The organism is Acinetobacter sp. AOR14_HL (assembly GCF_027855175.1).
Classification (GTDB): Bacteria; Pseudomonadota; Gammaproteobacteria; order Pseudomonadales; family Moraxellaceae; genus Acinetobacter; species Acinetobacter calcoaceticus.
In genome coordinates this window covers 76,065-102,990 of record NZ_JAKTII010000002.1, presented here as the reverse complement: position 1 = coordinate 102,990, position 26,926 = coordinate 76,065, and the positions used below count along the sequence as shown (strand labels likewise).

The following is a 26,926-nucleotide window of genomic DNA, read 5'->3' as shown; positions in this document are numbered from 1 at the left end:
TCATCAGCCTAAACAAGAATATTAAAAAAAATATACTAAACAGAAGAAGTAATTTAGAAAATAAAAAACAGCACTATAAAAGTGCTGTTTTTTAATGAAAGAAATTAAGCTTATTTCAGATGTTCATTTAGTAAAAATTCCATCAAGGCTTTTTGTGCATGTAGGCGATTTTCAGCTTCATCCCAGACCACTGCATTTTTATGGTCTAGCATTGTTTCAGAAATTTCTTCACCACGATGGGCAGGTAAACAGTGCATGAACAAACAGTCAGGATGAGCAAGTCCCATTAATTTTTCATTGACCTGAAAAGCAGCAAAGGCTTTTTCACGAAGCTTCTGTTCTTCTTCTTGTCCCATGCTTGCCCATACATCTGTCACGATGAGGTCAGCATTTACAGCAGCGTCTTCTGCATTGTCAAAAACTTCAACACAATGACCAAACTCTGCTAGAAATTCAGGTTTAGGCTCATATCCTTTCGGCGATGCAATTTTGAGTTTAAAGCCCATCATGTGTGCAGCTTCAATATATGAGTTACACATATTATTGCCATCACCAATCCAAGCAACAGTTTTGCCTTTAATGCTACCGCGGTGTTCATTATAAGTCTGTAAATCTGCAAGTAACTGGCAAGGATGATGGTCATCTGTCAAACCGTTAATAACAGGAACTTTTGAATACGATGCAAAACGTTCAACAATGTCATGACCGAAAGTACGAATCATCACAATATCAAGCATACTTGAAATTACACGTGCTGAGTCTTCAATCGGTTCACCACGACCTAATTGTGTGTCGCGAGGCGATAGAAAAATCGCACTACCACCAAATTGATTAATGCCTGCTTCAAAAGAGATACGTGTACGCGTGCTTGATTTCTCAAAAATCATTCCCAATACTTTACCAACAAAAGGTTGGAATACCTTATTGTCATGCTGCATTTTTTTAAGCTCGCTTGCGCGTTCTAAAATGCGATTAAGTTCTAGAGTGGATAGATCACGTAAAGTCAGGAAATGTCTTAGAGCCATGTAGCTACTCCATAATAATTGTTAGGAAATACAACAATTATCTGTTGTTGGCTGGGTGGATGTGGAAAAAAAGAAGTCTACTATACTATAAGCATTTTAAAATGCAAAAGAATTAGACTTTATGGTGGCCCTTGAGGAAGATATCTACGCAATATTCAATATAATCAATAGCTTCTTTCTCGTCTGGTAGAGCAGGCATACCCATAATCATACGCCATTCAATATCGCGTAAAATCCCAAAATACATGAGTGAAGAATAATAGGGAGAATTGCATGTAATTTCCCCTGATTTATCTGCAGACTCTAATGCTTGGGTAAGCGTGTTTTGTAAATTGTGTACCCATTTGTCATATAGGTATTGTATGAGCACAGTATTACACTCGGTCTGTTCGATAATAAGTCGTAAAAAAGCAACATGTTCGGGTTGAATAATGTGAACATAAACACGATTGAGTGTTTGAATAAGATATTCTCTTAAAGTACTTTTTTCTGGTTGGAATGGAATACATACATCTTTAAAAAACATTTCACGTTTATGATCACAAATAGCGGCAAAAAGCCCCTCTTTATTGCCAAAATATTTATAAATAGAAGCCTTAGAGCCACCGGCATGATTAACAATGTCATCAAGTGAAACGGCATCATATCCTTTTTCCAGGAACAGCTCGGTCGCGCTTAACAGAAGAGCTAAACGACGTTCAATACCGCGGCGTGTTTGAGGTTTTTCACATACTGAATGATGTGACTCAAGGACTGAATCATGCATAAAATTTAATAACAACGACTAACTTTGCTTATTTAGTATAGCAAAACTATCTTTAAGGATGGTCATCACTATTTTTTTAGATCAACTGCTGAACAGTAAATAAAATAACTTTAAAATTAACTTATATAAAATAGTTGGTTAGATCTATTTTTAGGGTGCTCTAATGATGTAACCTGATGTTCATTTTTAAATTTAATAAAAAAATAAAGCGGCTAAGACATCCTTAGCCGCTTTTCATTTAGGTAATAAGCTTTTTAGGCTTCAGTTTGGGTAACCTTATGTTCATCTTCTTCATCATCGTCAGCAGAATCCATTCCAAGTTCTTTTAACTTGCGAGTTAAGGTGTTGCGGCCCCAACCCAGTAATTCTGCTGCGTGGCGTTTGCGTCCACGCGTTTGTTGTAAGGCAGCGTTAATTAACGTGCGCTCAAACATTGGTGTAGCGATATCCAAAATCTTCATTTCACCATTCTTAAGTTTTTGAATTGCCCATTGGTTTAACAGTTCATCCCAATGGTGTAAAGAAATGCGTTCAAATGAAGGGGCAGGTTGTCCAGCATCAGTATTCTTTTGCAATGGAACCTGTTTGAGTTCAGAAGGTAAATCTTCTGGATACACTTCACGCCCGGTGATCATTACAGTTAACCAGCGGCATGTGTTTTCAAGTTGTCGAACATTGCCGGGCCATGGCAACTGTTGCATATAGTCTGTTGTCTCGGTACGTAAGATTTTTGGACTTACGCCAAGCTCTTTACCTGCACGCGCAAGAAAGTGCTGAGCCAGCATTGGGATATCTTCGCTACGGTGAGCAAGTTTAGGAATGTGAATGCGAATCACATTTAAGCGGTGATATAAGTCTTCACGGAAACGACCTTCATTTACCAGCTTTTCTAAATCCTGATGCGTTGCTGCAACGATTCGAACATCAACTTTAACTGGGATATGTCCACCTACACGATAAAATTCACCGTCGGCAAGGACACGAAGTAGTCGAGTCTGTGTTTCAAATGGCATGTCGCCAATTTCATCAAGGAATAGTGTTCCGCCATTTGCTTGTTCAAAGCGGCCTTGATGCTGGGTGTTTGCTCCTGTAAAAGCGCCTTTTTCATGACCAAACAACTCGGTTTCAATCAAGTCTTTTGGAATTGCAGCCATATTTAAAGCAATAAAAGGCTTAGCACGGCGTGGAGAGTGCTTGTGTAAAGCATGTGCAACTAATTCTTTACCTGTACCTGATTCACCATTAATTAAAACGGTAATATGAGATTGAGATAAACGACCGATGGCGCGGAAAACCTCCTGCATTGCCGGAGATTCACCAATAATTTCTGTTGATTGAAGAGGTAAAGCTGTTTTTGTAGCTTCTTGCTGTTGTAGCTTGTTGATATGCAAGATTGCACGATTTACTAAAGCTAAAGCTTCATCAATATCAAATGGCTTTGGTAAATATTCAAATGCACCTGTTTGATAGCTTGAAACCGCAGACTCTAAATCGGAGTGTGCAGTCATAATAATGACAGGTAAATCTGGATGAGTGTTTTTGACTTTAGATAAGAAAGTTAACCCATCAATCCCAGGCATGCGGATGTCAGTTAAAATGACATCGGGAGCGTCATGATGCAAACGTTCAAGCGCAGTTTGAGCTTCTTCAAAATTGGTAACATCAAAACCCTCTTCTTTAAAGGTCTTTTCCAATACCCATCGCATGGCGCGATCATCATCAATAACCCATATTTTATTTCGCGACACGGTCTGACTCCCAAGGTAAATATAAGCTAAAAATAGTTTTTCCAGGAACAGATTGGCATTCAATCATTCCGTTATGTTGATGCATAATATTCTGTGCAATACTCAGGCCAAGCCCAGTACCTTTTGCTCGTCCAGTAACCAATGGATAGAACACTGACTCCAAAATACTTTCAGGAATGCCTGGTCCATTATCTTCAATGTCGACCCGAACGGTGGATCGATTCAGTACACCATTAATCGTGACAAGACGCTGTATTCGCGTACGTAGAATTAACTCCGGTTCCTGATCTATAAAAAATGCTTTGTTTTCTGTAATGGCTTGAATTGCATTTACACTAATATTGAGCATGACCTGTATTAATTGATCTCGATCGGCATTAACATCGGGTAATGACAAATCATAGTCACGTATAATTTTAATTTTCTTCTTTGTCTGGTTTGCAATAAGAGAGCGTACTCGTTCTAAGGGTTCGTGTACGTTAACATTTTCATAGCTTGGTAGTTGTCTAGAACCTAACATGGTATCAGCCAAGTTGGTTAAACGATCTACTTCATTAATGATGACATCGGTGAATTCTGCATAAGTCTTATCATTTAAACTACGAGCGAGTAACTGGGTTGCTCCCCGAATACCTGCAAGTGGGTTTTTAATTTCATGCGCAACACCACGCACGAGCTGTCTAGCGACCTGATGCTGTTGAACCAGATTTTCTTCTTTTGAAATCTTTAACATGCGATCGATTGGATTAAGCTCAATCAACAGTAATGGATGGTAGCTTTTACCTGCATTTAATTGAGAAACTGTGTAATCCACATGGAGGTCTTTGAAGTTGACATTAATGACAGCTTCTCGGCGCGTATAGGGTTGTCCGGTTTTTATAGTGTTCAATAAAGCTTCATGCGTATTAAAAGTATCGTCAGGGGCATGAAGCAAGTTTAAAACGGGTTGTCCTGAAGCACGGAGCAAACTAATGTCAAATAGTGCTTCGCAGGCTGAATTTAAATAAAAAATATTCAAGTTACTATCGATTAATAAAATCGCAGTAGTTAAATTGTCTACCAATAGGCGATAGTCGATAGGGTTGTGTTGATCCATTAGCGAATCGTTCCTGTCTTAAAATAGCGCAATGGCATCTTCTTGGTTATCGGATTTTCACCGTTATAGAACATGAACGATGCAAAATATACGCCAACTTTGTTTATGGGTTATTGTAAAGTTTTAAGGTACTTAAAAACGCGCTGAAATCGTTCTTTATATCTTTTGATCAAAGCGGATGGCTCAAGTTTAGATAATAACATGATCTAAATTGGTGCAAAGGTGAGTTTTGGTGCAAATGTTGGTTGTATTTTGGTGCATTACACAAAGAGTAGGCTTTCCACCTATGCTTGAGACAAGAAAAGACATACAATACGCGCATTCAAGTGGAGCGCAGATTCATGAAGACCCCCAAAGTCGGTTTTGTTTCTTTAGGTTGTCCTAAGGCATTGGTAGATTCTGAACGAATTTTAACTCAGTTAAAGACTGAAGGTTATCAAGTTGCATCAGATTATGATGGTGCTGATTTAGTAGTTGTTAATACCTGTGGTTTTATTGAATCTGCGGTACAAGAGTCGCTAGATGCAATTGGCGAGGCCATGAGTGAAAATGGTCGAGTGATCGTTACTGGATGCTTAGGTAAAGACGAAGATAAAATTCGTCAAATGCATCCAAACGTTTTAAAGGTTACTGGTGCAGCAGCTTATCAAGATGTGATGGAAGCTGTGCATGAATATGTACCAGCACCACCTAAACATAACCCGTTTGTTGACTTAGTTCCTGAACAAGGAATTCGATTAACACCAAAGCATTATGCTTACTTAAAAATATCTGAAGGATGTAACCATCGTTGTACCTTCTGTATTATCCCAAGTATGCGTGGTGACTTGGTTTCTCGTCCAGTCGGTAGTGTATTAGAAGAAGCTGCTGCGCTTAAAAGAGCGGGTGTTAAAGAAATCTTGGTTATTTCTCAAGATACATCAGCTTATGGTGTAGACACCAAGTACAAGCTTGACTTCTGGAATGGTCAGCCTGTTAAGACAAAATTCTTCGACATGTGTGAAGCACTAGGCCAACTCGGGATCTGGGTGCGTTTACACTATGTTTATCCATATCCACATGTGGATACGGTAATTGATTTAATGGCACAAGGTAAAATCCTGCCATATCTAGATATTCCATTCCAACACGCAAGCCCACGTATTCTTAAGTTAATGAAGCGTCCGGCTCACAGTGAAAATACACTAGAAAAAATTAAGTTGTGGCGTGAGAAATGTCCTGATCTTGTGATCCGTTCTACTTTTGTGGTGGGTTTCCCAGGTGAAACTGAAGAAGACTTCCAGCTGTTACTTGATTGGCTCTTAGAAGCTCAACTTGATCGTGTGGGTTGTTTTACCTATTCACCAGTAGAAGGTGCAACGGCAAATGATTTGCCAGATCATGTGCCAGAAGAAATTAAACAAGAGCGTTACGAGCGCTTTATGCAAGTCCAGCAAGAAATTTCTGCTGCCAGATTGCAAAAACGCATTGGTCAAACGATGACTGTTTTGGTCGATAGTTTAGAAGATGAATATCCTGTTGCCGTTGCACGTTCTTATGCTGATGCTCCGGAAATTGACGGTAATGTGTTTGTAGAAGATATTGATAAGAACACTATTCAACCGGGCGATATGTTGGAAGTCGAAATTACCGATGCGGATGAATACGATTTATTTGCAAAGTTAATTAAAATTAAATCGGTTTAATCGAAATATATTAAAGAGCATTCAGTTTAAGAGGTTTTGGAGCAAAGTCATGGCGGAAACAATTAGCCCTCGTTATTCACGTATTCTATTAAAATTATCTGGTGAGGCATTGTCAGGTAATAAAGACATGGGTATTGATGCCCAAGTTTTAGATCATATGTCCCTTTCAATTGCACACTTGGTTGGCTTGGGTGTACAAGTGGGTATCGTTGTGGGTGGCGGTAATTTGTACCGTGGTAGTCAGTTGCAAAAAGATGGCTTGGTTGGTCGTGTAACAGGCGATCAAATGGGTATGCTCGCAACTGTAATGAATGGCTTAGCTATGCGTGATGCTCTAGTTCGTCGTAATATCAGAACTCGTCTTATGTCTGCATTGCCAATTGGTACAGTGGTAGAGTCTTATTCAAGTCGTGATGCTATCCGTCATTTGAGCCAAGGTGAAGTTTGTGTTTTCGTTGCGGGTACAGGAAATCCATTTTTCACAACGGATACAGCGGCATGTTTACGTGGAATTGAAATTGAAGCGAATTTGATTTTAAAAGCGACTAAAGTAGATGGCGTTTATAATAAAGATCCAAGTAAATTTGAAGATGCTGTTAAATACGATCATTTAACCTTTGATCAGGTGTTAGATGAAAAACTTGGTGTTATGGATTTGACCGCTATTTGTTTATGTCGAGACCATAATGTGCCATTGCAAGTTTTTGATATGAATAAATCAGGTGCGTTATTGTCAGTAGTAATGGGTGAAAAAGAAGGGACGCGCGTTACTAAATAATGTACGTGTTACCTAAAGCTCTTTATACTAGCGCTAAATTAAATTTGTTAAATATATCTTTGAATAAATAAGTAAGGTAGATCATATGATTAACGATCTGAAAAAAGACAGCGAACAGCGTATGTTAAAAACTCTAGAGTCTTTGGAACTAGGGTTTGCTAAAGTTCGTACCGGCCGTGCACACCCATCAATCTTAAATGGTGTAATGGTTCCTTACTACGGTTCTGATGTGCCTTTAAATCAAGTAGCAAACGTGGGTATCGAAGACTCTCGTACACTTATTGTTCAGCCATTTGAGCGTACAATGGTTTCAGCTATTGATAAGGCAATCCGTGAAAGTGATCTTGGTTTAAACCCGATTACAGCAGATGCAATTCGTGTACCTTTACCAGCATTAACTGAAGAAACGCGTCGTGATATGCAAAAAGTTGCGCGTAATGAAGCTGAAAATGCAAAAGTTGCGATTCGTAATATTCGCCGTGATGTATTGGGTGATATCAAAGCATTGCTAAAAGAAAAAGAAATTTCTGAAGATGATGAACGCCGTGCAGGTGATGATATTCAGAAAATTACTGACAAATATGTTGCAGAAGTAGACAAGCGTCTTGCAGCGAAAGAAGCAGAATTGATGAAGGTCTAATTTTTATGACCGATTCTGAAGAGTATCATCTTCCCAAGCATGTTGCCATCATTATGGATGGCAACAACCGCTTTGCAAAAAAAAATCAAATGCAAAAAGGTGATGGCCATCGGGAGGGTAAAAATGTTCTCGATCCTATCGTTGAACATTGTAAAAAAACTGGTATTCGTGCTTTAACTGTTTTTGCATTTTCAAGTGAAAATTGGAATCGACCGCAGTATGAAGTCGATCTGCTTATGAAGCTTCTTGAAGAAACTATTCATGAGCAAATACCTCGCATGAAGAAATTTAATATTGCTTTGCGTTTTATCGGTGATCGTTCTCGATTATCCTCACACTTAGTTGCCTTAATGGAAGATGCAGAGCAACAGACAGCACACCATGACACTATGACTCTAACTATTGCAATCAGCTATGGTGGGATGTGGGACATTGCAAATGCAGCAAAACAGGTTGCTCAAGCAGTTGCCCGTGGTGAATTTGGTGCTGATCAAATAAATGTTGATTTGTTCGAAAAATATGTCAGTCTAAACGATCTGCCAGCTGTGGACCTATTAATCCGTACAGGCGGAGATTACCGCATATCTAATTTCTTGTTATGGCAAGCAGCTTATGCGGAACTGTATTTTACGGATACTTTATGGCCAGAATTTACAGTAAAAGAGTTCGATCATGCATTGAATGTTTTTTCAGGGCGTGAACGTCGTTTTGGCAAAACATCTGAACAAATTCAGCAAGAGAAAATAGAGAATTTATAATGTTAGAGCGGATTGTTACCGCATTGGTACTTGTTGCAGTTGTTTTAGGCTGTATGTTTGCTACGCAATCACATTATCCAATGTTGGTTCTTATGATTGTTGCAGCAGGGGTTGCGGGGTATGAATGGTATAAATTAATGCCTCGCGAAACTGCAAATGCTGTTAAACCCAAAGCTTGGTGCTACGGTCTGCTTGTTGCATTTGTTTCAGGTGTTGCCCTATTTTTCCATGATATTGCATTACTTTTATGGTCTGCTTCAATTTTGACTTGGATTGTAAGTGTATATTGGGTTAAGTCATTTCCTGAATTTGATGGCTGGTATAACGCGACCTTGTATGTGATTGGCATAATTTTAGTCTGTGCTGCGGTAACGTCAATTTTTGTAGTATGGCAGAGTTCACCATGGTGGTTAATGTATCTGTTCTTGCTCGTATGGGGCGCAGATAGTGGTGCTTACTTTGTTGGTCGCAAATTTGGGAAAAGAAAGCTAGCTCCGACTGTAAGCCCTAACAAATCAGTGGAAGGTTTGTATGGTGGTGTTATTACGACTGTAGTAATAATGTTGGTTGTGCAATATCATTATCTAAATTTAACTTTAATTCAGCAAATTCTGTTTCTTATATTGTCATTAATTACAGTATTTGGTTCAGTTTTGGGTGACTTATTTGAATCAATGATTAAACGTCGTGCCGGTATTAAAGATTCTGGTCGTGTTCTACCTGGTCATGGTGGTGTTTTAGATCGTATTGATTCTTTACTTGCTGCAGCCCCGATCTTTGCAACGGGAATGTATATATTAAAACTTATTGGTGTAGATTTATAGATGACACAATCTGTTTGCATATTAGGTGTAACCGGTTCCATTGGTCAAAGTACCTTAAAAATTTTAAATCAACATCCTGATAAGTATTCAGTGTTTGCAGTTTCAGCTCATAGCCGAATTTCTGAGTTGGTTGAAATTTGTAAACAGTTCCAACCAAAAGTTGTGGTTGTTCCAGAGCAAAAAGTTGTCGAGTTAACAGCATTATTTGCGGATAATAAATTACAAAATATTGAAATTCTGGTTGGTCAGCAAGGTCTGGTAAGCATTGCTTCTCATCCAGATGTTGATGTGGTTATGGCTGCAATTGTTGGTGCCGCAGGTTTGTTGCCCACTTTGGCTGCTGTAAAAGCTGGCAAGCGGGTATTATTAGCGAATAAAGAAGCTTTGGTTATGTCTGGTGAAATCATGATGCAAGCAGCACGTGATCATCAGGCGTTGTTATTGCCAGTGGATTCCGAACACAACGCTATTTTTCAGTCATTACCTCATAATTATTTAGAAGCCGAAAGAAATGGGCAACCGCAGCAGGGCGTATCTAGAATATTATTAACAGCCTCTGGTGGACCTTTTTTAAACCATTCTTTAGAGCAATTAAAAGAAGTTACTCCTCAGCAAGCCTGTAAGCATCCTAATTGGTCTATGGGACAGAAAATCTCAGTTGACTCGGCTACTCTTATGAATAAAGGGTTGGAGTTGATTGAGGCGTGCCACTTGTTTTCAATATCTGAACATTTTGTTACAGTTGTTGTTCACCCACAAAGTATTATTCATTCTATGGTGCAATATGTTGATGGTTCAACATTAGCACAAATGGGTAATCCAGATATGTGTACGCCAATTGCGCATGCTCTAGCATGGCCTGAGCGTTTACAGACTAATGTTCCTGCTTTAAATTTATTTGAGTATTCTCAGCTTAATTTTCAAGCGCCAGATATTCAAAAATTCCCAGCACTTGATTTGGCACGTCAAGCAATGCGTGAGGGAGGTTTGGCACCTACTATTTTAAATGCCGCAAATGAAGTTGCTGTTGCTGCATTTTTAAAGGAACAAATTGGATTTACAAATATTCCACAAGTGGTAGAACATACTTTGCAAAAATTGGAAAATTCAGTTGCTGAAAATATTGAGTGCATTTTAGATAAAGATGAAATAGCACGACACGTAGCCCAGCAATATATATCAAGTATAGGAGGCTGAAATGAGCGCATTATTTATGATTGCAGCAGCGGCTCTTTTACTTGGTCCTTTAATTGCAATCCATGAGTTCGGCCATTATTGGGTTGCACGAAAACTAGGTGTTAAGGTTTTAGTATATTCGATTGGTTTTGGTCCTACCTTACTCAAATGGACATCAAAAAAATCTGGAATCAAATACCAGCTTTCAGCTTTACCATTGGGCGGCTATGTCAAAATGCTCGATGAGCGTGAAGGTAATGTTGCAGAGCAGGATTTACCTTATGCATTTAACCGTCAAAAACCATGGAAACGTATAGCAATTGTTGCAGCTGGTCCCTTAATTAACTTGGTTTTTGCTGTCTTACTTTTCTGGATCTTATTTTTACCCGCACAAGAACAACTAAACACTAGAGTCGGTAAAGTCATACCAAACTCACCAGCAGCCACTGCACAAATGCAAGTGGGTGATAAGATTGTTGCGGTTGATGGAAAAGAAACACAAACTTGGGAAAAGCTTAATTTTGCTTTGATTGATCGTGTGGGTGAAACGGGTAGTGTAAATATTGATTTAGACCGTGCTGGTACTGAGAAAAATATTGTTTTACCCATTAAAGACTTCTTAAAAAATCAGAATGAATCAGCTTTAGATGTGTTAGGTTTTTTACCATATCGTCCTGTTATTCCAGCTGTTATCACTGAATTGACTCAAGATGGAGCTGCAATTCGTCAAGGAATGAAAGTAGGCGATCGTATTGTTTCAATTAATGGTCAAGCAATGAAAGACTGGTTTGATGTTGTCGAGGTCGTACAACATTCTCCAGAAAAATTACTCAATATTGATGTTTTACGTAATGGTCAATTAGTTCATTTGCAAGTCATGCCTCAAGGAAAACGGGACAACATGGGGCAAGTGAGCGGTGTTTTGGGCGTGAAAAGTGATGCAGGAAAAATTACAATTCCTGACGCATATAAGCAAACAATTCAATATACTCCAATACAAGCTTTCGAGATGTCACTAGATAAAACTGGTCAAATCTCTAGCATGATATTGAGTTCAATAGTGAAAATGGTTAAGGGTTTAATTGGTTTAGAGAATCTTTCTGGACCAATTACAATCGCGAAAGTAGCAGGACAAAGTGCGGAAATGGGATGGCAGACTTTTATCTCATTTATGGCTTTAATGAGCGTAAGTCTTGGAATTTTAAATTTATTACCAATTCCAATGCTAGATGGTGGACATCTGGTTTATTACATTATTGAAGCTATTAGAGGGAAGCCTGTTTCTGAACAAATACAAATGTTTGGTCTAAAAATTGGTATGGTACTGCTCGGTAGTATGATGCTTTTGGCTTTATTTAATGATTTTATGCGTTTGTAAACGTATATGGACTTATAACTTACTGGAAAAAACTGGCATGCGGCACACACATTTTTTAATGCCTTTGGCACTTGTTAGCGCTATGGCAGCGGTACAACAAGCATATGCAGCTGATGATTTCGTTGTTCGAGATATTCGCGTAGATGGGTTGGTCCGTCTTACTCCTGCAAATGTTTATACTATGTTGCCAATCAACAGTGGCGATCGCGTTAATGAACCGATGATCGCAGAAGCAATTCGAACATTGTATGCCACTGGACTTTTTGACGATATTAAAGCATCAAGAGATAATGATACTTTAGTTTTTAATGTTGTAGAACGCCCAATTATTTCAAAACTTGAATTTAAGGGTAATAAACTTATTCCTAAAGAGGCACTGGAACAGGGCCTCAAAAAAATGGGAATTGCTGAAGGCGAAGTTTTCAAGAAATCGGCTTTACAAACAATTGAAACTGAATTAGAGCAGCAATATACCCAGCAAGGTCGTTACGATGCTGATGTAACCGTTGATACGATCGCTCGTCCAAATAACCGTGTTGAACTTAAATTAAATTTTAATGAAGGTACAGCCGCTAAAGTTTTTAATATCAATATTATTGGTAATACTGTTTTTAAAGACAGCGAAATTAAACAAGCCTTTGCAGTTAAAGAAAGTGGTTGGGCTTCTGTTGTAACGCGTAATGACCGTTATGCGAGAGAGAAAATGGCAGCGAGCCTTGAAGCTTTGCGTGCGATGTATCTCAATAAAGGTTATATCAATTTCCATATCAATAACTCACAGCTTAATATTAGTGAAGATAAAAGGAACATCTTTATTGAAGTTGCTGTAGAGGAAGGCAGTCAGTTTAAATTTGGTCAAACCAAGTTTTTAGGTGACGCACTTTATAAACCTGAAGAATTACAAGCTTTAAAAATCTATAAAGATGGCGATACTTATTCACAAGAAAAAGTGAATGCTGTTAAGCAATTATTATTGCGTAAATACGGTAATGCTGGTTATTACTTTGCAGATGTGAATATTGTTCCGCAAATTAATAATGACACAGGTGTTGTTGACTTAAATTACTATGTAAACCCAGGTCAGCAAGTCACTGTACGTCGTATTAACTTTACAGGCAACAGTAAAACTGCCGATGAAGTATTACGTCGTGAAATGCGTCAAATGGAAGGTGCTTTAGCCAGTAATGAAAAAATTGATTTGTCTAAGGTTCGTTTAGAGCGTACAGGATTCTTTAAAACAGTTGATATTAAACCAGCTCGTATTCCAAACTCACCAGATCAGGTGGATTTAAACGTAAATGTTGAAGAACAGCACTCGGGAACTACAACGTTAGCGGTAGGTTACTCACAAAGTGGTGGTATCACATTCCAGGCAGGTTTGAGCCAAACTAACTTTATGGGAACGGGTAATCGTGTATCGATCGATTTATCTCGTTCTGAAACTCAAGATTACTATAACTTAAGTGTTACCGACCCTTACTTTACAATTGACGGTGTAAGCCGCGGTTATAACGTTTATTATCGTAAAACTAAACTTAATGATGACTATAACGTTAATAACTACGTTACCGATAGTTTCGGTGGTAGTTTAAGTTTTGGTTATCCAATTGATGAAAATCAAAGTTTAAGTGCCTCAGTTGGTATTGATAATACTAAAGTAACCACAGGTCCCTTTGTTTCTACCTATGTCCGTGACTACTTGAAGGCTAATGGTGGTAAAGCAACAGGCACAGAGACTTACTGCCCAATTGAGAATCAAATTCCTATAGAAGAAGGTGGTGTTATCACCGGCACTAAATGTAAGGAGGGTGGCGAAAGAGAATATGAAAATGCATTTGAAGGTGAGTTTTTTACTTATAACTTAAATTTAGGTTGGTCATATAATACATTAAACCGCCCAATTTTCCCAACATCAGGTATGTCACATCGTGTAGGCTTGGAAATTGGTTTGCCGGGTAGTGATGTTGAATACCAGAAAGCAACTTATGATGCTCAGGCATTCTTCCCTATTGGTACTACAGGTTTTGTACTTCGCGGCTATGGTAAGTTAGGCTATGGTAATGATTTGCCATTCTATAAAAACTTCTATGCGGGCGGTTATGGCTCTGTTCGTGGTTATGATAACAGCACCTTGGGTCCGAAATATTCAAGTGTAAATTTACAAGAAGAGCAAAAAGATGACTCTTCTCCAGAGGAAGTAGGTGGTAACGCTCTTGTGCAATTTGGTACAGAGCTCGCTTTACCATTACCTTTCAAAGGAGATTGGACTCGTCAAGTACGCCCAGTTATTTTTGCTGAAGGTGGACAAGTATTTGATACCAAGTGCGACGTTGGTTCTTATTCTATGATTATGAATGGCCAGCAAATTGCAGACGCTAAAAAATACTGTGAAGATAACTATGGTTTCGACTTAGGTAATATGCGTTACAGCGTAGGTGTTGGTTTCACATGGATTACCATGATTGGACCATTATCTCTTAGCTATGCATTCCCTCTAAATGATAAGCCTGGTGATGAAACCAAAGAGATCCAGTTTGAAATCGGTCGTACTTTCTAAGTACGACTTGACTAAACATGAAATAAGGACACAAATTTAAATGAAAAAATTAAATATATTAATGTTAGGACTAGGTCTGACAGTTTCTGCTATGACCAACGCTGCGGGTTATGGTGTTATTGATCTTGCTAAAGTTGTTGAAAGCAGTGCTTATTTAAAACAACAAAACGCAAGTTTAAATCAATCAGTTAAGCCAACTACAACTCGTCTTGAGCAGTTAGGTAAAGAGTTGGAAGGCCTTCAGCGTCAAGCCCAAACACAAGGGCAAAAAATGAAAGAAGATGATATTAAAAAGCTTCAAGCGCAATATCAGACAAAACTCAATGAATTTAATTCGACTCAACAAGGTTTGCAGTCTAAAGTTCAGACTAGTTTGCAAGGAATGAATTCAACTTTTGAGAATCGTGTGAAGCAAGCAGCTGAACAATTACGAAAAGAAAATAATCTTGACTTCATTTTGAATAAAAATTCAACCGTTGCCTATGACGCTAAATATGATTTAACTGATAAAATGATACAAAAGGTTAATTCAATGAAATAAATTAATGAAAGTGCAACATTATCGTTTAGATGAACTAGCTCACCTCGTAAATGGTGAGCTAGTAGGTACGGGTAGTCTTCAGTTTATAAACTTAGCAAGTTTAGAAAATGCTGAAACTCATCAAATTGCTTTCGTGAATGGCGAAAAGTATATTGACCAAGCAAAGGCTAGCCGTGCGGGTGCGTACATTGTTACAAGCCTTATTAAAGAACAGCTTCCTGACAAACAAAATTTTATTATTGTTGATAATCCTTACTTAGCTTTTGCCATACTTACTCATGTTTTTGAGAAAAAAATCACATCGGTAGGTATAGAAAGTACAGCTCAAATTCACCCTTCTGCGATCATTTCCGAAACAGCATATATTGGTCATTACGTCGTCATTGGCGAAAATTGTGTGGTAGGCGATAATACGATTATTCAGTCTCATACTCGACTGGATGATAATGTGGAAATTGGAAAAGATTGTTTTATTGATGCTCATGTCACCATTACTGGTGAATCTAAATTATCTGATCGTGTGCGAGTTCACGCAAGTACTGTAATTGGTAGTGAAGGCTTTGGCTTTGCGCCATATCAAGGAAAGTGGCATCGCATTGCTCAATTGGGTTCAGTTATTATTGGTAATGATGTTCGTATTGGTTCAAATTGTAGTATTGATCGAGGTGCACTCGACAACACAATTTTGGAAGATGGGGTAATTATTGATAACCTTGTGCAAATCGCGCATAACGTTCATATTGGTTCAAATACAGCTATCGCTGCTAAATGCGGAATTGCTGGTAGTGTTAAAATTGGCAAAAACTGTATTCTAGCAGGGGCTTGCGGTGTATCAGGGCACCTTTCTATTACCGATAATGTGACTTTGACAGGAATGTCAATGGTCACAAAAAATATTTCTGAAGCTGGAACTTACTCTTCAGGAATTGGATTATTTGAAAATAGCCATTGGAAAAAGACAATTGTACGCTTGCGACAATTAGCAGATGTGCCATTGACCCAAATCACTAAACGACTTGATCATATACAAGCTCAAATAGAGTCTCTTGAATCAACCTTTAATTTGCGTAAATAGAATATTATGACCGAGTCAACTACACCTAAATTTGCCATCCCTGAATTACCAATGCAGATTCAAACGATTCGTCAATATTTGCCGCATCGTTACCCATTCTTATTGGTTGATCGTGTGACTGAAGTTACTGACAATAGTATTGTTGGCTATAAAAATGTGTCTATCAATGAAGAGTTTCTACAGGGACATTTCCCAGAATATCCAATTATGCCTGGTGTTCTAATTGTAGAAGCATTAGCTCAAGTTTCAGGCGTTCTAGGGTTTATTATGAACAATGAAACACCGAAACCTGGTTCTTTATTCCTCTTTGCTGGTGCGGAAAGGGTTAGATTTAAAAAACAAGTAGTTGCCGGTGACCAACTTGTATTAAAATCTGAATTAGTAATGCAAAAACGCGGTATCTACAAATATAACTGTACGGCTACCGTTGACGGTATTGTAGCAACAACCGCTGAAATTATGATTTCACACCAAAAAACAGAGCAGGCATGAGCAATCACGACTTAATTCATTCTACGGCCATTATTGATCCATCTGCAGTGATTGCTCCAGATGTCCAGATAGGACCTTATTGCGTTATCGGTCCAAATGTGACGATTGGTGCGGGTACTAAGCTACATTCACATGTAGTAGTGGGTGGTTTTACCAAAATTGGTCAAAATAATGAGATTTTCCAGTTCGCAAGTGTTGGTGAGGTTTGCCAAGACTTGAAATATCAAGGTGAAGAAACTTGGTTAGAGATTGGTGATCATAATTTAATTCGTGAGCATTGCAGTTTACATAGAGGAACTGTGCAAGATAATGCTTTAACTAAAATAGGAAGTCATAACCTATTGATGGTTAACACACATATTGCACATGATTGTATTGTTGGTGATCATAATATTTTCGCGAATAATGTCGGTGTTGCCGGACATGTACATATAGGTGATCACATCATTATTGGTGGTAATTCAGGTATTCATCAATTCTGTAAAATCGATTCTTACAGTATGGTGGGTGGAGCATCACTAATTTTAAAGGATGTACCAGCTTACGTTATGGCTTCTGGTAACCCAGCCCATGCATTTGGTATTAATATCGAAGGAATGCGTAGAAAGGGTTGGTCTAAAAATACAATTCAAGGCCTCAGAGAGGCTTATAAGTTAATTTTTAAATCAGGGCTTACCTCTGTTCAAGCTGTTGAGCAGATTAAAAATGATATTCTTCCGAATGTTCCTGAAGCTCAATTATTAATTGACTCTGTTGAACAGTCAGAACGTGGCATTGTGCGCTAAGACAATATATTAAAAAAAGACACTGCAATATGCAGTGTCTTTTTTTTGCTTAAAATTATTATTTATTAAAAAATTTGGCTTCTTCAGATTTTGGATATTGACTTAAAATCTTAGTTTTATATTGGTTTGCTGAGGCTGGATTTTTATCGACATCTTTAACAATGCTATAGAGTTGATACAGGGCGCGAGGAGCTTTACTAGAATTTGGATATTGAGTTGCTACTACATTGTAGTTCTTTTTTGCCTCATTGTAGTTTACTGGATCAGTTGCTAAATTAAATTCAGCTAACCAAAAGTAAGCATTTCCAGTATAAACACTATTTGGATGATTTTTAATAAAGTTTTGCATTGGAGCGATGGCTTTTTTTGCGCCACCCTGCTTATAGGCGTCTAAAGCTACAGTGTAAGCAGCCTTTTCAAGCTCTACTGGGTTTGATTGATTTTGTGCTGGTGGTTGAGACGCTTCTGGTTGTGGTGGAGGAGTGGTAGATGGACTGCTTGTTGGTGGGGGAGCATTTACTACTTTATTATCTACTGTGGAGGTTCCTGTGCTTGCCGTAGCCGGAGTATCACTGTTCCCAGAATTATCTGGTTGCGTACTTTCAGGATCAACTTTTTGATTAAGGAGTTCTAAGCGCTGATCTAGGTCAGTATAACGATTAGATAAATCTTTTTTCAATTGTTCAATATCGTTTGATTGCTCTTCTAATTGCCCACGTAAGGTACGTATATCATTTTCTAATTGTTGGTTTTTTTGCATTAATTCCCAGTTTAGGTTACTAGGTACCGAAACATTATTAGAAGAAGTGTTACTTGGACTACCACCGCTTTGGCTTAAACCGCGAGACTCAATTGGAATGTTGGCATAGAGAGAGGTAGTGCTCATTAAGGCAATAAATAATAAAGAATGCTTCATCAATCGCATGAGTATAGGTCCATAATTTTATGTAAAAGCCAACTTGGGAAAGGAATATATAAACTATTCTCTTAACTATCTAAGGTTTTAATTGGTTAATGCAATTAAAACAGCTAACAATATAAATGCAAGAATAGTTTACAATCTTCAAGCATATTTTATCCAAAATAAGATACAAAAAAGAATAAGGGAGAGAGAAGTATAGAAAGTTATGTATTTTTGCTGATGAATTAATCAATCGAAACATAAACTTGCTTAAAACTGGGAAGAAGGCTTGCAACTCTTTTAAAAATCTCTATACTTTGTCTGGCAATGGTAGCCCTGCTGGTGGCTTCGCAATTGTACTCTGTGAACCCCGCCAGGACCGGAAGGTAGCAACGGTAGCAGATCTATGATGTGCCGAAGTTTTGCTAGTGGGGCTGCCACCATTCTTATTAGTCCACTTTTCGTTGGACTGCTTTTATAATTACATCTAAATCAAATCCTCTATATTGTAAAAATCTAATCTGTTTTGCTTTAAGCTTTGGATCTTTTTCCACTTCTTCACCAAATTTTTTCACTTTGAGCTCATACGCTTGCTCGACCCAATCAATATCATGAATTTCATCTGCAATTAAATCATTTTCAAGCTGTTTAGTTTTTAAAGCTTGTTGAATACGTTTTGGTCCTCTACCTTTACGAATTTGGCTAGCAAGCATTTGTTCAGCAACACGTTGATCACTTTGATAATTTTGTTCAGATAGCTCTTCAACGAGTTGCTTAACCTCTTCTGGGTTCTGAGCATAACGAGTCAATTTTTCAGTAAGTTCTGCTTTTGAATAGTCTCGGCGAGTTAGTAAAGCAAATGCATAAGAGCGTAAACGCTGGCCAGTAAGCGGAGTTCGTTGTTGAGACTGTTCTTCAGTTCTTTTGAACATATTAGGATTCCCTTGTAAAAAAACGCCCCGAAGGGCGTTTTATGAAGAATGAGCAATTAAGATTCTAATAAAAGATCAGCTTCTTCCTCATCTTCAACTTGAGCAGTATTAGTACCTGTTGTTAACAGTTGTTCACGGATATTACGTTCAATCTCTCCAGCCATTTGAGGGTTCTCTTCAAAGTGGCGAATAACATTGTTCTTACCTTGACCAATTTTATTACCTTGATATGAATACCAAGCACCTGCTTTTTGTACGATATCTTGCTGTACAGCTAAATCTACAAGTTCGCCTAGCTGGTTTGTGCCTTTACCATAGAGAATTTGGAAAAGAGCCTCTCTGAAAGGAGGAGCCATTTTGTTTTTAACAACTTTAACTCGAGTTTCAGAGCCGACGATTTCATCGCCTTCTTTTACTTGACCAATACGGCGAATATCTAAACGTACAGAAGCGTAGAACTTCAATGCGTTACCACCAGTCGTAGTTTCAGGGCTACCAAACATTACCCCAATCTTCATACGAATCTGGTTAATGAAAATAACCATACAGTTTGAGCGTTTAGCATTACCAGTAATTTTACGAAGTGCCTGACTCATTAAGCGAGCTTGTAAGCCCATATGAGAGTCACCCATCTCACCTTCAATTTCTGCTTTAGGGGTAAGTGCAGCGACTGAGTCGACAACAATCATATCAATTGCACCAGAACGAACTAGCATATCCGCAATTTCAAGAGCTTGTTCACCGTTATCAGGCTGTGATACAAGCAGGTTATCAATGTCTACACCGAGTTTACGTGCATATTGTGGATCTAATGCATGCTCTGCATCGATAAATGCACAAGTACCGCCAGCTTTTTGACATTGTGCAATCGCTTGTAGAGTCATTGTGGTTTTACCAGAAGATTCTGGACCATAAATCTCAACAATACGGCCTTTTGGTAAACCGCCAATCCCCAATGCAATATCTAAAGTCAAAGAGCCTGTAGATACAGCTTCAACAGCTTGAACAGTGTTGTCACCGAGACGCATCACCGTATTTTTGCCAAATTGTTTCTCAATTTGACTTAGCGCGGCTTGTAATGCTTTGCTTTTATTCTCATCCATCTCAAAAACCTCAATACTCTATGTTCATCACGTTTAACCCAAGTGGATGCATTGAATCTCAACTTGTTTCACTAGGTTAATAGTGACAGATTTTTTCTATAGCTTCTATGTGTTGTATGTGTGTGTGCGACACAACTCGACGTTTTTATTCATCATCGTATGACCAATTTTGATCATTCTCCTGTTTAAACCGAATAATTTGTCGACGATCCTTTTTACCCGGTCTATGGTCAGGTCGAGCTAGATTATGCAATTTTCGTTGGGATGCAATCAACTCCCGTCTAGCAATACTCACTTCGGTTTCTTCATAAAGTTGCTGTGCAACTGGCGCTGGGCCACGTGTATTAGAAAGCGCTTTTATCACAACAGTTTTTTTATCAAACCCTTGCTGAATAATAAGCTCCATTCCCACTCGAATTTCTTTGGAAACTTTTACACGTTCATTATTGTGATGTACTTTACCTCCTTCGATTGCTGCTTTAGCAATTGAACGAGTTTTAAAAAAACGAGCAACCCATAACCATTTGTCAACACGCATGGTCTCTACAGCATCGTCTTCACGCAATTTTGACATCGTTATCCTTTCTATCAATTTGATTCAATATAGACAGCAACTCTGTAAGTCGATCTAGTGCTTTATATTCTAGTTCCTGATGCTGTCTTATAACATTTAGACTTGAGGGCTGTGAGATAGTAAACAAGTGTTTAATACCAAATTTTTCTGCTGTTTTTAACACGGGAGTCGTATCGTCAATAAAAATTGTTTCATCTGGATTGAAGGAGTGTAATCGTTGGAGTTCTTTCCAAAAATTAATATCTTCTTTTGCATAACCAACTTGTTCGCTTGATATGATTACGTCAAAAAAATGTTCGATTGCAATATTATCGAGTTTTAAGCGTAAGCTAGGGCGGTCAGCATTAGTCACTAGCCAACAGGTGTATCCTAGTTCTTTAAGTTGCTGTAGAAGCTCAAGACAGCCCGAGCGTGCTTGGATTTTAGATTGAAATTCTTGTTGTAATTTGAGTACATCAACGCCTACTGTTTTTGTCCAATAGGTTGATGAATACCAAACAAGAGTGTGCCGATGTGATTGATAAAACTGATATAGCTTTTTTTTACTCTCGGCGAGGGGAATTTGATGTATTTGCGCATGTCTCATCGGGAGACATTCATTCCAAATGAAGTCATCAAAAGCTAAGTCTAATAGCGTACCATCCATGTCAAACATTATGATTTTAGACATATTTTTAAATATCTCCAAAATCATTCAAAGCAAACTTTCTAAGACACATCTACCATATATCCTTTTAAAATCATAAATTAATTCAAAGCTCCATCCATTAATTTTTCTAAAAATTGTATAGATTAATGGTATGGATAGGGAAGATAAATGGTTTGAAATTATAACGCGGAAGTTTGCAAAACAAAAAATAATAATGAAACAGTTTAGTAGAAAATTCTTCCTTTATTTTGAGTAAAACAATAGTCAGCATCTTCTAAATTAGAAATCCAAATGATTATCTAATAGTTTTCTCTAATTATAGTTACATACGATACTTTTTGATAAACAATATATAAATTGAAGAGTACTCAATTAGCGCTATATTGAAAATTATCCTAATAAGAATTTAGAGAAAGCAATGAAAATTGGATTTATTGGTGGAACCAATGACGGTATCGTAATCAATGCTGCCGATGGCCTCGATACTTATAAGCTTGAATGGCACTACAAAGCAGAAAAACACTGTGAATCGCAACCTACACTAGGGCTTAGTGGACCCGAGTATGATTATTACAACTTATTAATTCTAAGAAAAAATAAAGAGGCCAAACTCTTTTACGTACTGACTACAATGGAAAAAGAAGAAATAGCAAATAAAATCCATGAATATTGGGAACAGTCTACTTCTGTTGGGTATGATTTCGATGAGTAAGCATTTTCACATTTTTAGTTGTCTAAAGGCGTAAGTTTTAACTTTAATCATAAATTGAATGAAAAGTTAGTGATCTCATATAGCACATGCGCTCTTAATTCATGATGGAGAGGCACTTTGGGGTGATCAAAGTTTTTAACTTTTTGCATTCCTATCCGCTCCATTACAGCTTGAGAAGGTGTATTAAGAGTAGCTGTGAATGAAACGATCTTATCTAAATTAAGTATATTAAAACCATAGTCTAAAACAGCTTTTGCTCCTTCGCTAGCATAACCTTGTTTCCAGAATTCTTTTGCAAGTCTCCAACCGATTTCGACACATGGAGAAAAATCAAATTGCTCAGGTTGGTTGTGTAAACCAATAAACCCGATAAATTGATGGCTTTCTTTTAATTCTACTGCCCAAAAGCCCCAACCATTTTCATCAATGAGACGTGAAATTTTCTGGATTAAGTTAAGACTTTCTTGAGGTGTTAGGAGGCTTGGGAAGAATTGCATGACGTCTTGATCTAGGCCCATTTTGATAAAAGGTTCAAAGTCACTTTCTTTCCATTGTCTTAGGATTAGACGTTCAGTTTCAATCATAGAATAACTCTTTAATAAACGATAATTTTTTCATAAGAAGGTTAAAGCGGTTTCTGCACAATCTTCTGTAAAATGATTTTGGAATTAATACTGACGACACCTTTAATTTTGTTTAAGGTATTAATGACAAAATGGGAAAACGAATTTAAATCTTTAGTCGCAACGTGCAAAACATAATTAGATTCGCCTGTAATAATATAAGCATTAATGACTTCATCAAAATTTTTGATCTGACTTAAAAAAAAGTTGTGATCGTTTTCGGTTAATTGTGCAAGTTTAATTTCGACAATTGCCTCAATTTTTATGCCTAATTTTTCATAATTAACTTTTGCCTGATATTTTTCAATTACTCCATTTGCCTCTAAAATTTTAACGCGTCGATGACAAGCCGATGCTGAAAGATTAACGAGATCGGCAAGTTCCTGGTTACTTAACCGCGCGTTATCTTGCAAATGCTTTAAGATTTTTAGATCGATTGCATCTATATTCATTTTAGAATTTCATCCGGATTTTTTAATTGTATTTGGAATTTTATACGAAAATTAAAGATTTTAATCAAATATTATCGAATAAATCATAAGAATTGCCATGATAAAATTCTAAAACAAAGGAAATGTTGAAATAGGTGAAATAACAAATGATTACTCATGAACAGTGTCTCTATTGGGATCAGGAAGATGAACTCAAAAAATTTAAAGAGGAATTTGCGCTTCCAAAAGAAGTGATTTATTTAGATGGTAATTCTTTAGGTGCGAGACCGAAGAAATCATTAGATGTTGCTCAGCATATTATTTCCCAAGAATGGGGAGAGGACTTAATTAATAGCTGGAACAAAGCAGATTGGTGGGGTTTACCTACTCGACTTGGCGATAAAGTAGCTAAACTTGTTGGTGCAGAGCAGGGTGAAGTTGTTATTTCTGACTCTACTACTCTGAACTTATTTAAAGTTCTATCAGCTGCGGTAAAAATTCAAGCCGAAAAATTTCCAGAACGTAAAATTATTGTGGCGGAAAAAGATGCTTTCCCAACAGACATTTATATTATTGAGGGTTTCATTGATTTAATTCACCAAGGTTATCAAGTTGAATTGATTGATGGCGTAGATGATTTATCACGGGTATTAGAAAAGCACGTAGCAGTAGTTGTACTTTCTCATGTGAATTATCGGACCGGATATTTCTATGATATGGCATCTATTAATCAACAAATTCACTCTAAAGATGCTTTGATTATTTGGGATTTATGCCACTCAGTTGGTGCAGTTCCTATGGATCTAAACCAGAGTAATAGTGATTTTGCGATTGGATGTACTTATAAATATTTAAATGGTGGCCCAGGTTCTCCTGCTTTGTTATGGGTAAATCAAAAGCATCGTGACCAGTTTTGGCAACCTTTATCGGGTTGGTGGAGTCACAGGAAGCCATTCGATATGGCACAGCATTATGAGCCAGCCAATAGTATCCGTCGTTACCTATGTGGAACTCAGCCCATCATTTCTATGAGTTTGATTGAATGTGGTGTCGATATTTTCTTGCAAGTGGATATGCAAAAAATACGCGAGAAATCTCTTAAATTGACTGATTTTTTTATTCAACTCGTCCATCAGGAATGTGGTCAATTTGGTTTTAAACTCATTACACCTTTGGCTCATCAATATCGTGGTAGCCATGTGAGTTATCGCCATGAATATGGCTATGAAATTATTCAGGCACTCATTGCCCGAGGCGTAATCGGCGATTACCGAGAGCCAGAAGTATTACGTTTTGGAATTACTCCCCTATATCTAGGTTTTGAAGATGTTTGGAATGCTGTACAGCATCTTAAGCAAATTATGCTGAATAACGAATGGAAAAATGAGCGTTATCTGGTTAGAGGCGAAGTGACCTGATATTCAGGAAATCAAAATCAGCAAAAGGCTAGGAGGGCCTATGAGTAGCTTTGACGAAATACAAAATAGAGAAGCGGGCTTACATAAGAAATTATCCGCAAAACAAATGGGAATGATTGCAATTGGTGGAGCGATTGGTACAGGACTGTTTATGGGAAGCAAGTTTGCAATCAGCTTTGCTGGCCCAGCAGTCATTGTAAGCTATGCCATTGGTGGTTTAATTGCATTTGCTATCATGGCTTGTTTAGCTGAAATGACAGTTCAGCATCCCACTTCAGGTTCCTTTGGAGCCTATGCAGAACATTATATTAGTCCACTTGCCGGGTTTTTAGTCCGTTATTGCTATTGGGCATGCATTGTATTAGCCGTGGGCACAGAAATCACAGCAGTTGCTGACTATATGAAATTATGGTTCCCACATGTTGGTTCTTGGATCTGGATTGCTTTTTTTTCAATGACCTTGCTGGTGGTGAATGCATATAGTGTTAAAGCTTTTGGATTGGTTGAATATTGGTTTTCGACCATTAAAGTTTTTGCCATTATTGTATTTATTCTTCTATCTGTTGGCATCTTGACTCAAAGTCATGAAGGAACTGGGCAAGTCATTTCCAATTTAACAGAACATGGTGGCTTTTTTCCCCACGGCTTTAGTGGGGTCTGGATTGGGGTCATTATTTCAATATTTAGCTATTTAAGTATCGAAATGATTGCTGTTGCGGCAGGTGAGGCTAAAGATCCGGAACAAGCTGTTAAAACAGCCTTTAAAAGTACGGCTATTCGGTTAATCCTGTTTTACTTATTGTCTTTATTTTTAATTGTGGCGCTTGTTCCATGGACAGATTTAATTGGTTCTGAGGCGACTAGTCCTTTTGTAATGGTAATGAAGATTGTAGGCGTTCCATATGCAGACAGTATTTTAAACTTCATTGTAATTGTCGCAGCTCTATCGGCAATGAACAGCATGCTCTATATCTCAACACGTATGTTGTTTAGCTTGTCACGAGCTGGTGACGCACCGAAACTCTTTGGGCGCATTAGTAGCAATGGTGTACCCGTTAACGCGCTGCTCTTGTCTGCTGTTGGTATTGGTATTGCGAGCATTGTCTATACGATTAATCCTGCTTCGGCTTTCCCGATTATGATTGCGCTATCCATGTTTGGAGCATTGTTTACGTGGGGCAGCATCTTTGTTACCCACATGTTTTTTAGAAGAAATATGGCGCAACAAGGTTTACAGTTAAAGTTTAAAGTTCCTGCTAGTCGGTTAATTTCTATGTTGGGATTAATTGCAATTTTAAGTATCACGGTTACGACTTGGTTTACTAACGAATTTAAGTCAACTTTACAATTTGGTGTTCCTCTAATTATCGTTCTTACCTTTTTCTACTATTTAAAACGCTCATCAGCCAAGCTCTCTTTAAGTGCTCATGAAGAATCATTAAAGTGAGAAAAGCATGAGAGAATATGATAATGCGACGACAGTGCCTAATGAGGATGAGATACTGACTGACTTTCGGATAAGAAGCTTGGTGAGCTATCAAAAATATAGACATATCCGAGATATTCAATATGGTGTTCATCCCAGATCAACGTTGGATTTATTTCCTGTAGAACAGGCGAATAAAACCATTATTTTTATCCATGGTGGATATTGGCAGTGGTGTGAGAAATCAGATTTTGCATTTGTCGCTCCCCATGTTTTAGCGCAAGGTATTCAATGTATTCTGTTGGAATATGATTTAGCACCCCAGAGTAAAATTGCAGATATTGTGACTCAAGTTCATGAAGCGCTCGATTTTATTGCAAAGCAAGAGTGGAGAACCAATGAAGTTATGTTGGTTGGTCACTCAGCTGGAGCACATCTCGGCGCATTAGTTGTAGGCCATCCGCTCATATCTGAGGTGGTCTTATTAAGTGGAATTTATGATTTAGAGCCAATACAAAAGACTCATTTAAATCATGCACTGAATTTGACAAAAGAAGATATTTTGAAATATAGCCCAATTCATCATAAAGAGCGGATTGCTATCCCGTGCAAAATTTTATGTGGAGAACTTGAACTCGAAGAATTGAAATGGCAAAGCCAAAACTATTTTGAAAGTAAAAAAGATCAAGAACAGGGATTAGTATCTTTTACACTTATTCCTCACATTAATCATTATACGATTTTAGAGTATTATTTTAGGCATATATTAAGTTAAGTATTTGAAAGATAATATATATAATATTGTTTTATAAAATTCTTAACCTAAGCCGATC

27 protein-coding genes and 1 other RNA gene are annotated in these 26,926 nt (G+C 37.8%); 17 read left to right on the top strand and 11 right to left on the bottom strand.

Annotated features, from left to right (window positions below; genetic code table 11):
- Window positions 1-110: 110 nt before the first annotated feature.
- The 4 genes from argF to glnL all read right to left on the bottom strand — a co-directional run bounded on the left by argF (window position 111) and on the right by glnL (window position 4,635).
- Window positions 111-1,025, bottom strand: a complete 915-nt coding sequence (gene argF, locus MKL38_RS00675; RefSeq protein WP_270902204.1) for an ornithine carbamoyltransferase — start codon at window positions 1,023-1,025, stop codon at window positions 111-113.
- 112 nt (window positions 1,026-1,137) lie between these two features.
- Window positions 1,138-1,791 (bottom strand): TetR/AcrR family transcriptional regulator, encoded by a 654-nt coding sequence (locus MKL38_RS00670; protein ID WP_005039977.1) that lies wholly within the window; start codon window positions 1,789-1,791, stop codon window positions 1,138-1,140.
- Between the two features lie 254 nt (window positions 1,792-2,045).
- Window positions 2,046-3,539, bottom strand: a complete 1,494-nt coding sequence (gene glnG, locus MKL38_RS00665; RefSeq protein WP_005039979.1) for a nitrogen regulation protein NR(I) — start codon at window positions 3,537-3,539, stop codon at window positions 2,046-2,048.
- On the bottom strand, window positions 3,526-4,635 hold the full coding sequence (glnL, locus tag MKL38_RS00660; protein ID WP_003652188.1) for a nitrogen regulation protein NR(II): 1,110 nt from the start codon (window positions 4,633-4,635) through the stop codon (window positions 3,526-3,528). Before glnL ends, glnG begins: the two co-directional genes overlap by 14 nt.
- Window positions 4,636-4,976: 341 nt before the next feature.
- On the opposite strand from glnL, the gene rimO reads away from it, so the two are divergent.
- From rimO to lpxA, 12 genes are all read left to right on the top strand, one after another.
- Complete coding sequence (gene rimO, locus MKL38_RS00650; protein ID WP_270902203.1) at window positions 4,977-6,320, top strand: 30S ribosomal protein S12 methylthiotransferase RimO; 1,344 nt, start codon at window positions 4,977-4,979, stop codon at window positions 6,318-6,320.
- A 49-nt stretch (window positions 6,321-6,369) separates the two neighbouring features.
- Window positions 6,370-7,098: a UMP kinase gene (gene pyrH / locus MKL38_RS00645; RefSeq protein ID WP_003652185.1), complete on the top strand. Its 729-nt coding sequence runs from the start codon at window positions 6,370-6,372 to the stop codon at window positions 7,096-7,098.
- An 85-nt stretch (window positions 7,099-7,183) separates the two neighbouring features.
- The gene (frr, locus tag MKL38_RS00640) at window positions 7,184-7,738 is read left to right on the top strand and encodes a ribosome recycling factor (RefSeq protein ID WP_004791853.1); all 555 of its coding nucleotides are present in this window, start codon (window positions 7,184-7,186) and stop codon (window positions 7,736-7,738) included.
- Window positions 7,739-7,743: 5 nt separating this feature from the next.
- Complete coding sequence (uppS, locus tag MKL38_RS00635; protein WP_209830968.1) at window positions 7,744-8,496, top strand: polyprenyl diphosphate synthase; 753 nt, start codon at window positions 7,744-7,746, stop codon at window positions 8,494-8,496.
- Window positions 8,496-9,320, top strand: coding sequence for a phosphatidate cytidylyltransferase (locus tag MKL38_RS00630; protein ID WP_005039985.1), 825 nt, complete (start codon window positions 8,496-8,498; stop codon window positions 9,318-9,320). Before uppS ends, MKL38_RS00630 begins: the two co-directional genes overlap by 1 nt.
- A complete protein-coding gene (gene ispC, locus MKL38_RS00625; RefSeq protein ID WP_003652181.1) occupies window positions 9,321-10,517 on the top strand; it encodes a 1-deoxy-D-xylulose-5-phosphate reductoisomerase in 1,197 nt (398 codons plus the stop codon).
- 1 nt (window position 10,518) lies between these two features.
- Window positions 10,519-11,874, top strand: a complete 1,356-nt coding sequence (gene rseP, locus MKL38_RS00620) for an RIP metalloprotease RseP (RefSeq protein WP_270902202.1) — start codon at window positions 10,519-10,521, stop codon at window positions 11,872-11,874.
- 37 nt (window positions 11,875-11,911) lie between these two features.
- On the top strand, window positions 11,912-14,431 hold the full coding sequence (gene bamA, locus MKL38_RS00615; protein WP_442866684.1) for an outer membrane protein assembly factor BamA: 2,520 nt from the start codon (window positions 11,912-11,914) through the stop codon (window positions 14,429-14,431).
- Between the two features lie 40 nt (window positions 14,432-14,471).
- Window positions 14,472-14,972, top strand: a complete 501-nt coding sequence (locus MKL38_RS00610) for an OmpH family outer membrane protein (RefSeq protein WP_080027278.1) — start codon at window positions 14,472-14,474, stop codon at window positions 14,970-14,972.
- A 4-nt stretch (window positions 14,973-14,976) separates the two neighbouring features.
- Window positions 14,977-16,047: a UDP-3-O-(3-hydroxymyristoyl)glucosamine N-acyltransferase gene (lpxD, locus tag MKL38_RS00605; protein ID WP_045431049.1), complete on the top strand. Its 1,071-nt coding sequence runs from the start codon at window positions 14,977-14,979 to the stop codon at window positions 16,045-16,047.
- A gap of 6 nt (window positions 16,048-16,053) precedes the next feature.
- The gene (gene fabZ / locus MKL38_RS00600) at window positions 16,054-16,539 is read left to right on the top strand and encodes a 3-hydroxyacyl-ACP dehydratase FabZ (RefSeq protein ID WP_003652176.1); all 486 of its coding nucleotides are present in this window, start codon (window positions 16,054-16,056) and stop codon (window positions 16,537-16,539) included.
- The gene (lpxA, locus tag MKL38_RS00595) at window positions 16,536-17,324 is read left to right on the top strand and encodes an acyl-ACP--UDP-N-acetylglucosamine O-acyltransferase (protein WP_003652175.1); all 789 of its coding nucleotides are present in this window, start codon (window positions 16,536-16,538) and stop codon (window positions 17,322-17,324) included. Before fabZ ends, lpxA begins: the two co-directional genes overlap by 4 nt.
- A gap of 58 nt (window positions 17,325-17,382) precedes the next feature.
- On the opposite strand, the gene MKL38_RS00590 is transcribed toward lpxA, so the two are convergent.
- Window positions 17,383-18,249 carry a YbgF trimerization domain-containing protein gene (locus MKL38_RS00590; protein ID WP_270902200.1) on the bottom strand — a complete coding sequence of 289 codons (867 nt, stop codon included), beginning with the start codon at window positions 18,247-18,249 and terminating at the stop codon, window positions 17,383-17,385.
- Window positions 18,250-18,562: 313 nt separating this feature from the next.
- Between MKL38_RS00590 and ffs the strand changes: the two genes are divergently transcribed.
- Window positions 18,563-18,659: signal recognition particle sRNA small type (gene ffs, locus MKL38_RS00585), an RNA gene on the top strand.
- 15 nt (window positions 18,660-18,674) lie between these two features.
- On the opposite strand, the gene MKL38_RS00580 is transcribed toward ffs, so the two are convergent.
- The 4 genes from MKL38_RS00580 to MKL38_RS00565 form a co-directional block, all read right to left on the bottom strand.
- The gene (locus tag MKL38_RS00580; protein ID WP_056480607.1) at window positions 18,675-19,157 is read right to left on the bottom strand and encodes a regulatory protein RecX; all 483 of its coding nucleotides are present in this window, start codon (window positions 19,155-19,157) and stop codon (window positions 18,675-18,677) included.
- Window positions 19,158-19,213: 56 nt separating this feature from the next.
- Window positions 19,214-20,260 carry a recombinase RecA gene (gene recA / locus MKL38_RS00575; RefSeq protein WP_005040004.1) on the bottom strand — a complete coding sequence of 349 codons (1,047 nt, stop codon included), beginning with the start codon at window positions 20,258-20,260 and terminating at the stop codon, window positions 19,214-19,216.
- A gap of 145 nt (window positions 20,261-20,405) precedes the next feature.
- Window positions 20,406-20,834, bottom strand: a complete 429-nt coding sequence (locus MKL38_RS00570; RefSeq protein ID WP_045431059.1) for an RNA-binding S4 domain-containing protein — start codon at window positions 20,832-20,834, stop codon at window positions 20,406-20,408.
- Entirely contained in the window at window positions 20,818-21,504 is a 687-nt protein-coding gene (locus MKL38_RS00565; RefSeq protein WP_270902199.1) for an HAD-IA family hydrolase, read from the bottom strand. The genes MKL38_RS00570 and MKL38_RS00565 overlap by 17 nt, the downstream gene beginning before the upstream one ends.
- Before the next feature lie 397 nt (window positions 21,505-21,901).
- Between MKL38_RS00565 and MKL38_RS00560 the strand changes: the two genes are divergently transcribed.
- Window positions 21,902-22,195, top strand: coding sequence for a hypothetical protein (locus MKL38_RS00560; RefSeq protein WP_045431062.1), 294 nt, complete (start codon window positions 21,902-21,904; stop codon window positions 22,193-22,195).
- Between the two features lie 47 nt (window positions 22,196-22,242).
- Here MKL38_RS00560 and MKL38_RS00555 read toward each other — a convergent pair whose 3' ends face one another.
- Window positions 22,243-22,779: a GNAT family N-acetyltransferase gene (locus MKL38_RS00555; protein ID WP_270902198.1), complete on the bottom strand. Its 537-nt coding sequence runs from the start codon at window positions 22,777-22,779 to the stop codon at window positions 22,243-22,245.
- A 41-nt stretch (window positions 22,780-22,820) separates the two neighbouring features.
- Window positions 22,821-23,270 (bottom strand): Lrp/AsnC family transcriptional regulator GigD, encoded by a 450-nt coding sequence (gigD, locus tag MKL38_RS00550; RefSeq protein ID WP_270902197.1) that lies wholly within the window; start codon window positions 23,268-23,270, stop codon window positions 22,821-22,823.
- A 146-nt stretch (window positions 23,271-23,416) separates the two neighbouring features.
- Between gigD and kynU the strand changes: the two genes are divergently transcribed.
- The 3 genes from kynU to MKL38_RS00535 are packed head-to-tail and all read left to right on the top strand — an operon-like array spanning window position 23,417 to window position 26,868.
- Window positions 23,417-24,667 (top strand): kynureninase, encoded by a 1,251-nt coding sequence (gene kynU, locus MKL38_RS00545; protein WP_270902196.1) that lies wholly within the window; start codon window positions 23,417-23,419, stop codon window positions 24,665-24,667.
- 40 nt (window positions 24,668-24,707) lie between these two features.
- Window positions 24,708-26,114, top strand: coding sequence for an amino acid permease (locus MKL38_RS00540; RefSeq protein ID WP_270902195.1), 1,407 nt, complete (start codon window positions 24,708-24,710; stop codon window positions 26,112-26,114).
- Between the two features lie 7 nt (window positions 26,115-26,121).
- On the top strand, window positions 26,122-26,868 hold the full coding sequence (locus tag MKL38_RS00535; RefSeq protein WP_270902194.1) for an alpha/beta hydrolase: 747 nt from the start codon (window positions 26,122-26,124) through the stop codon (window positions 26,866-26,868).
- Window positions 26,869-26,926: the final 58 nt, after the last annotated feature.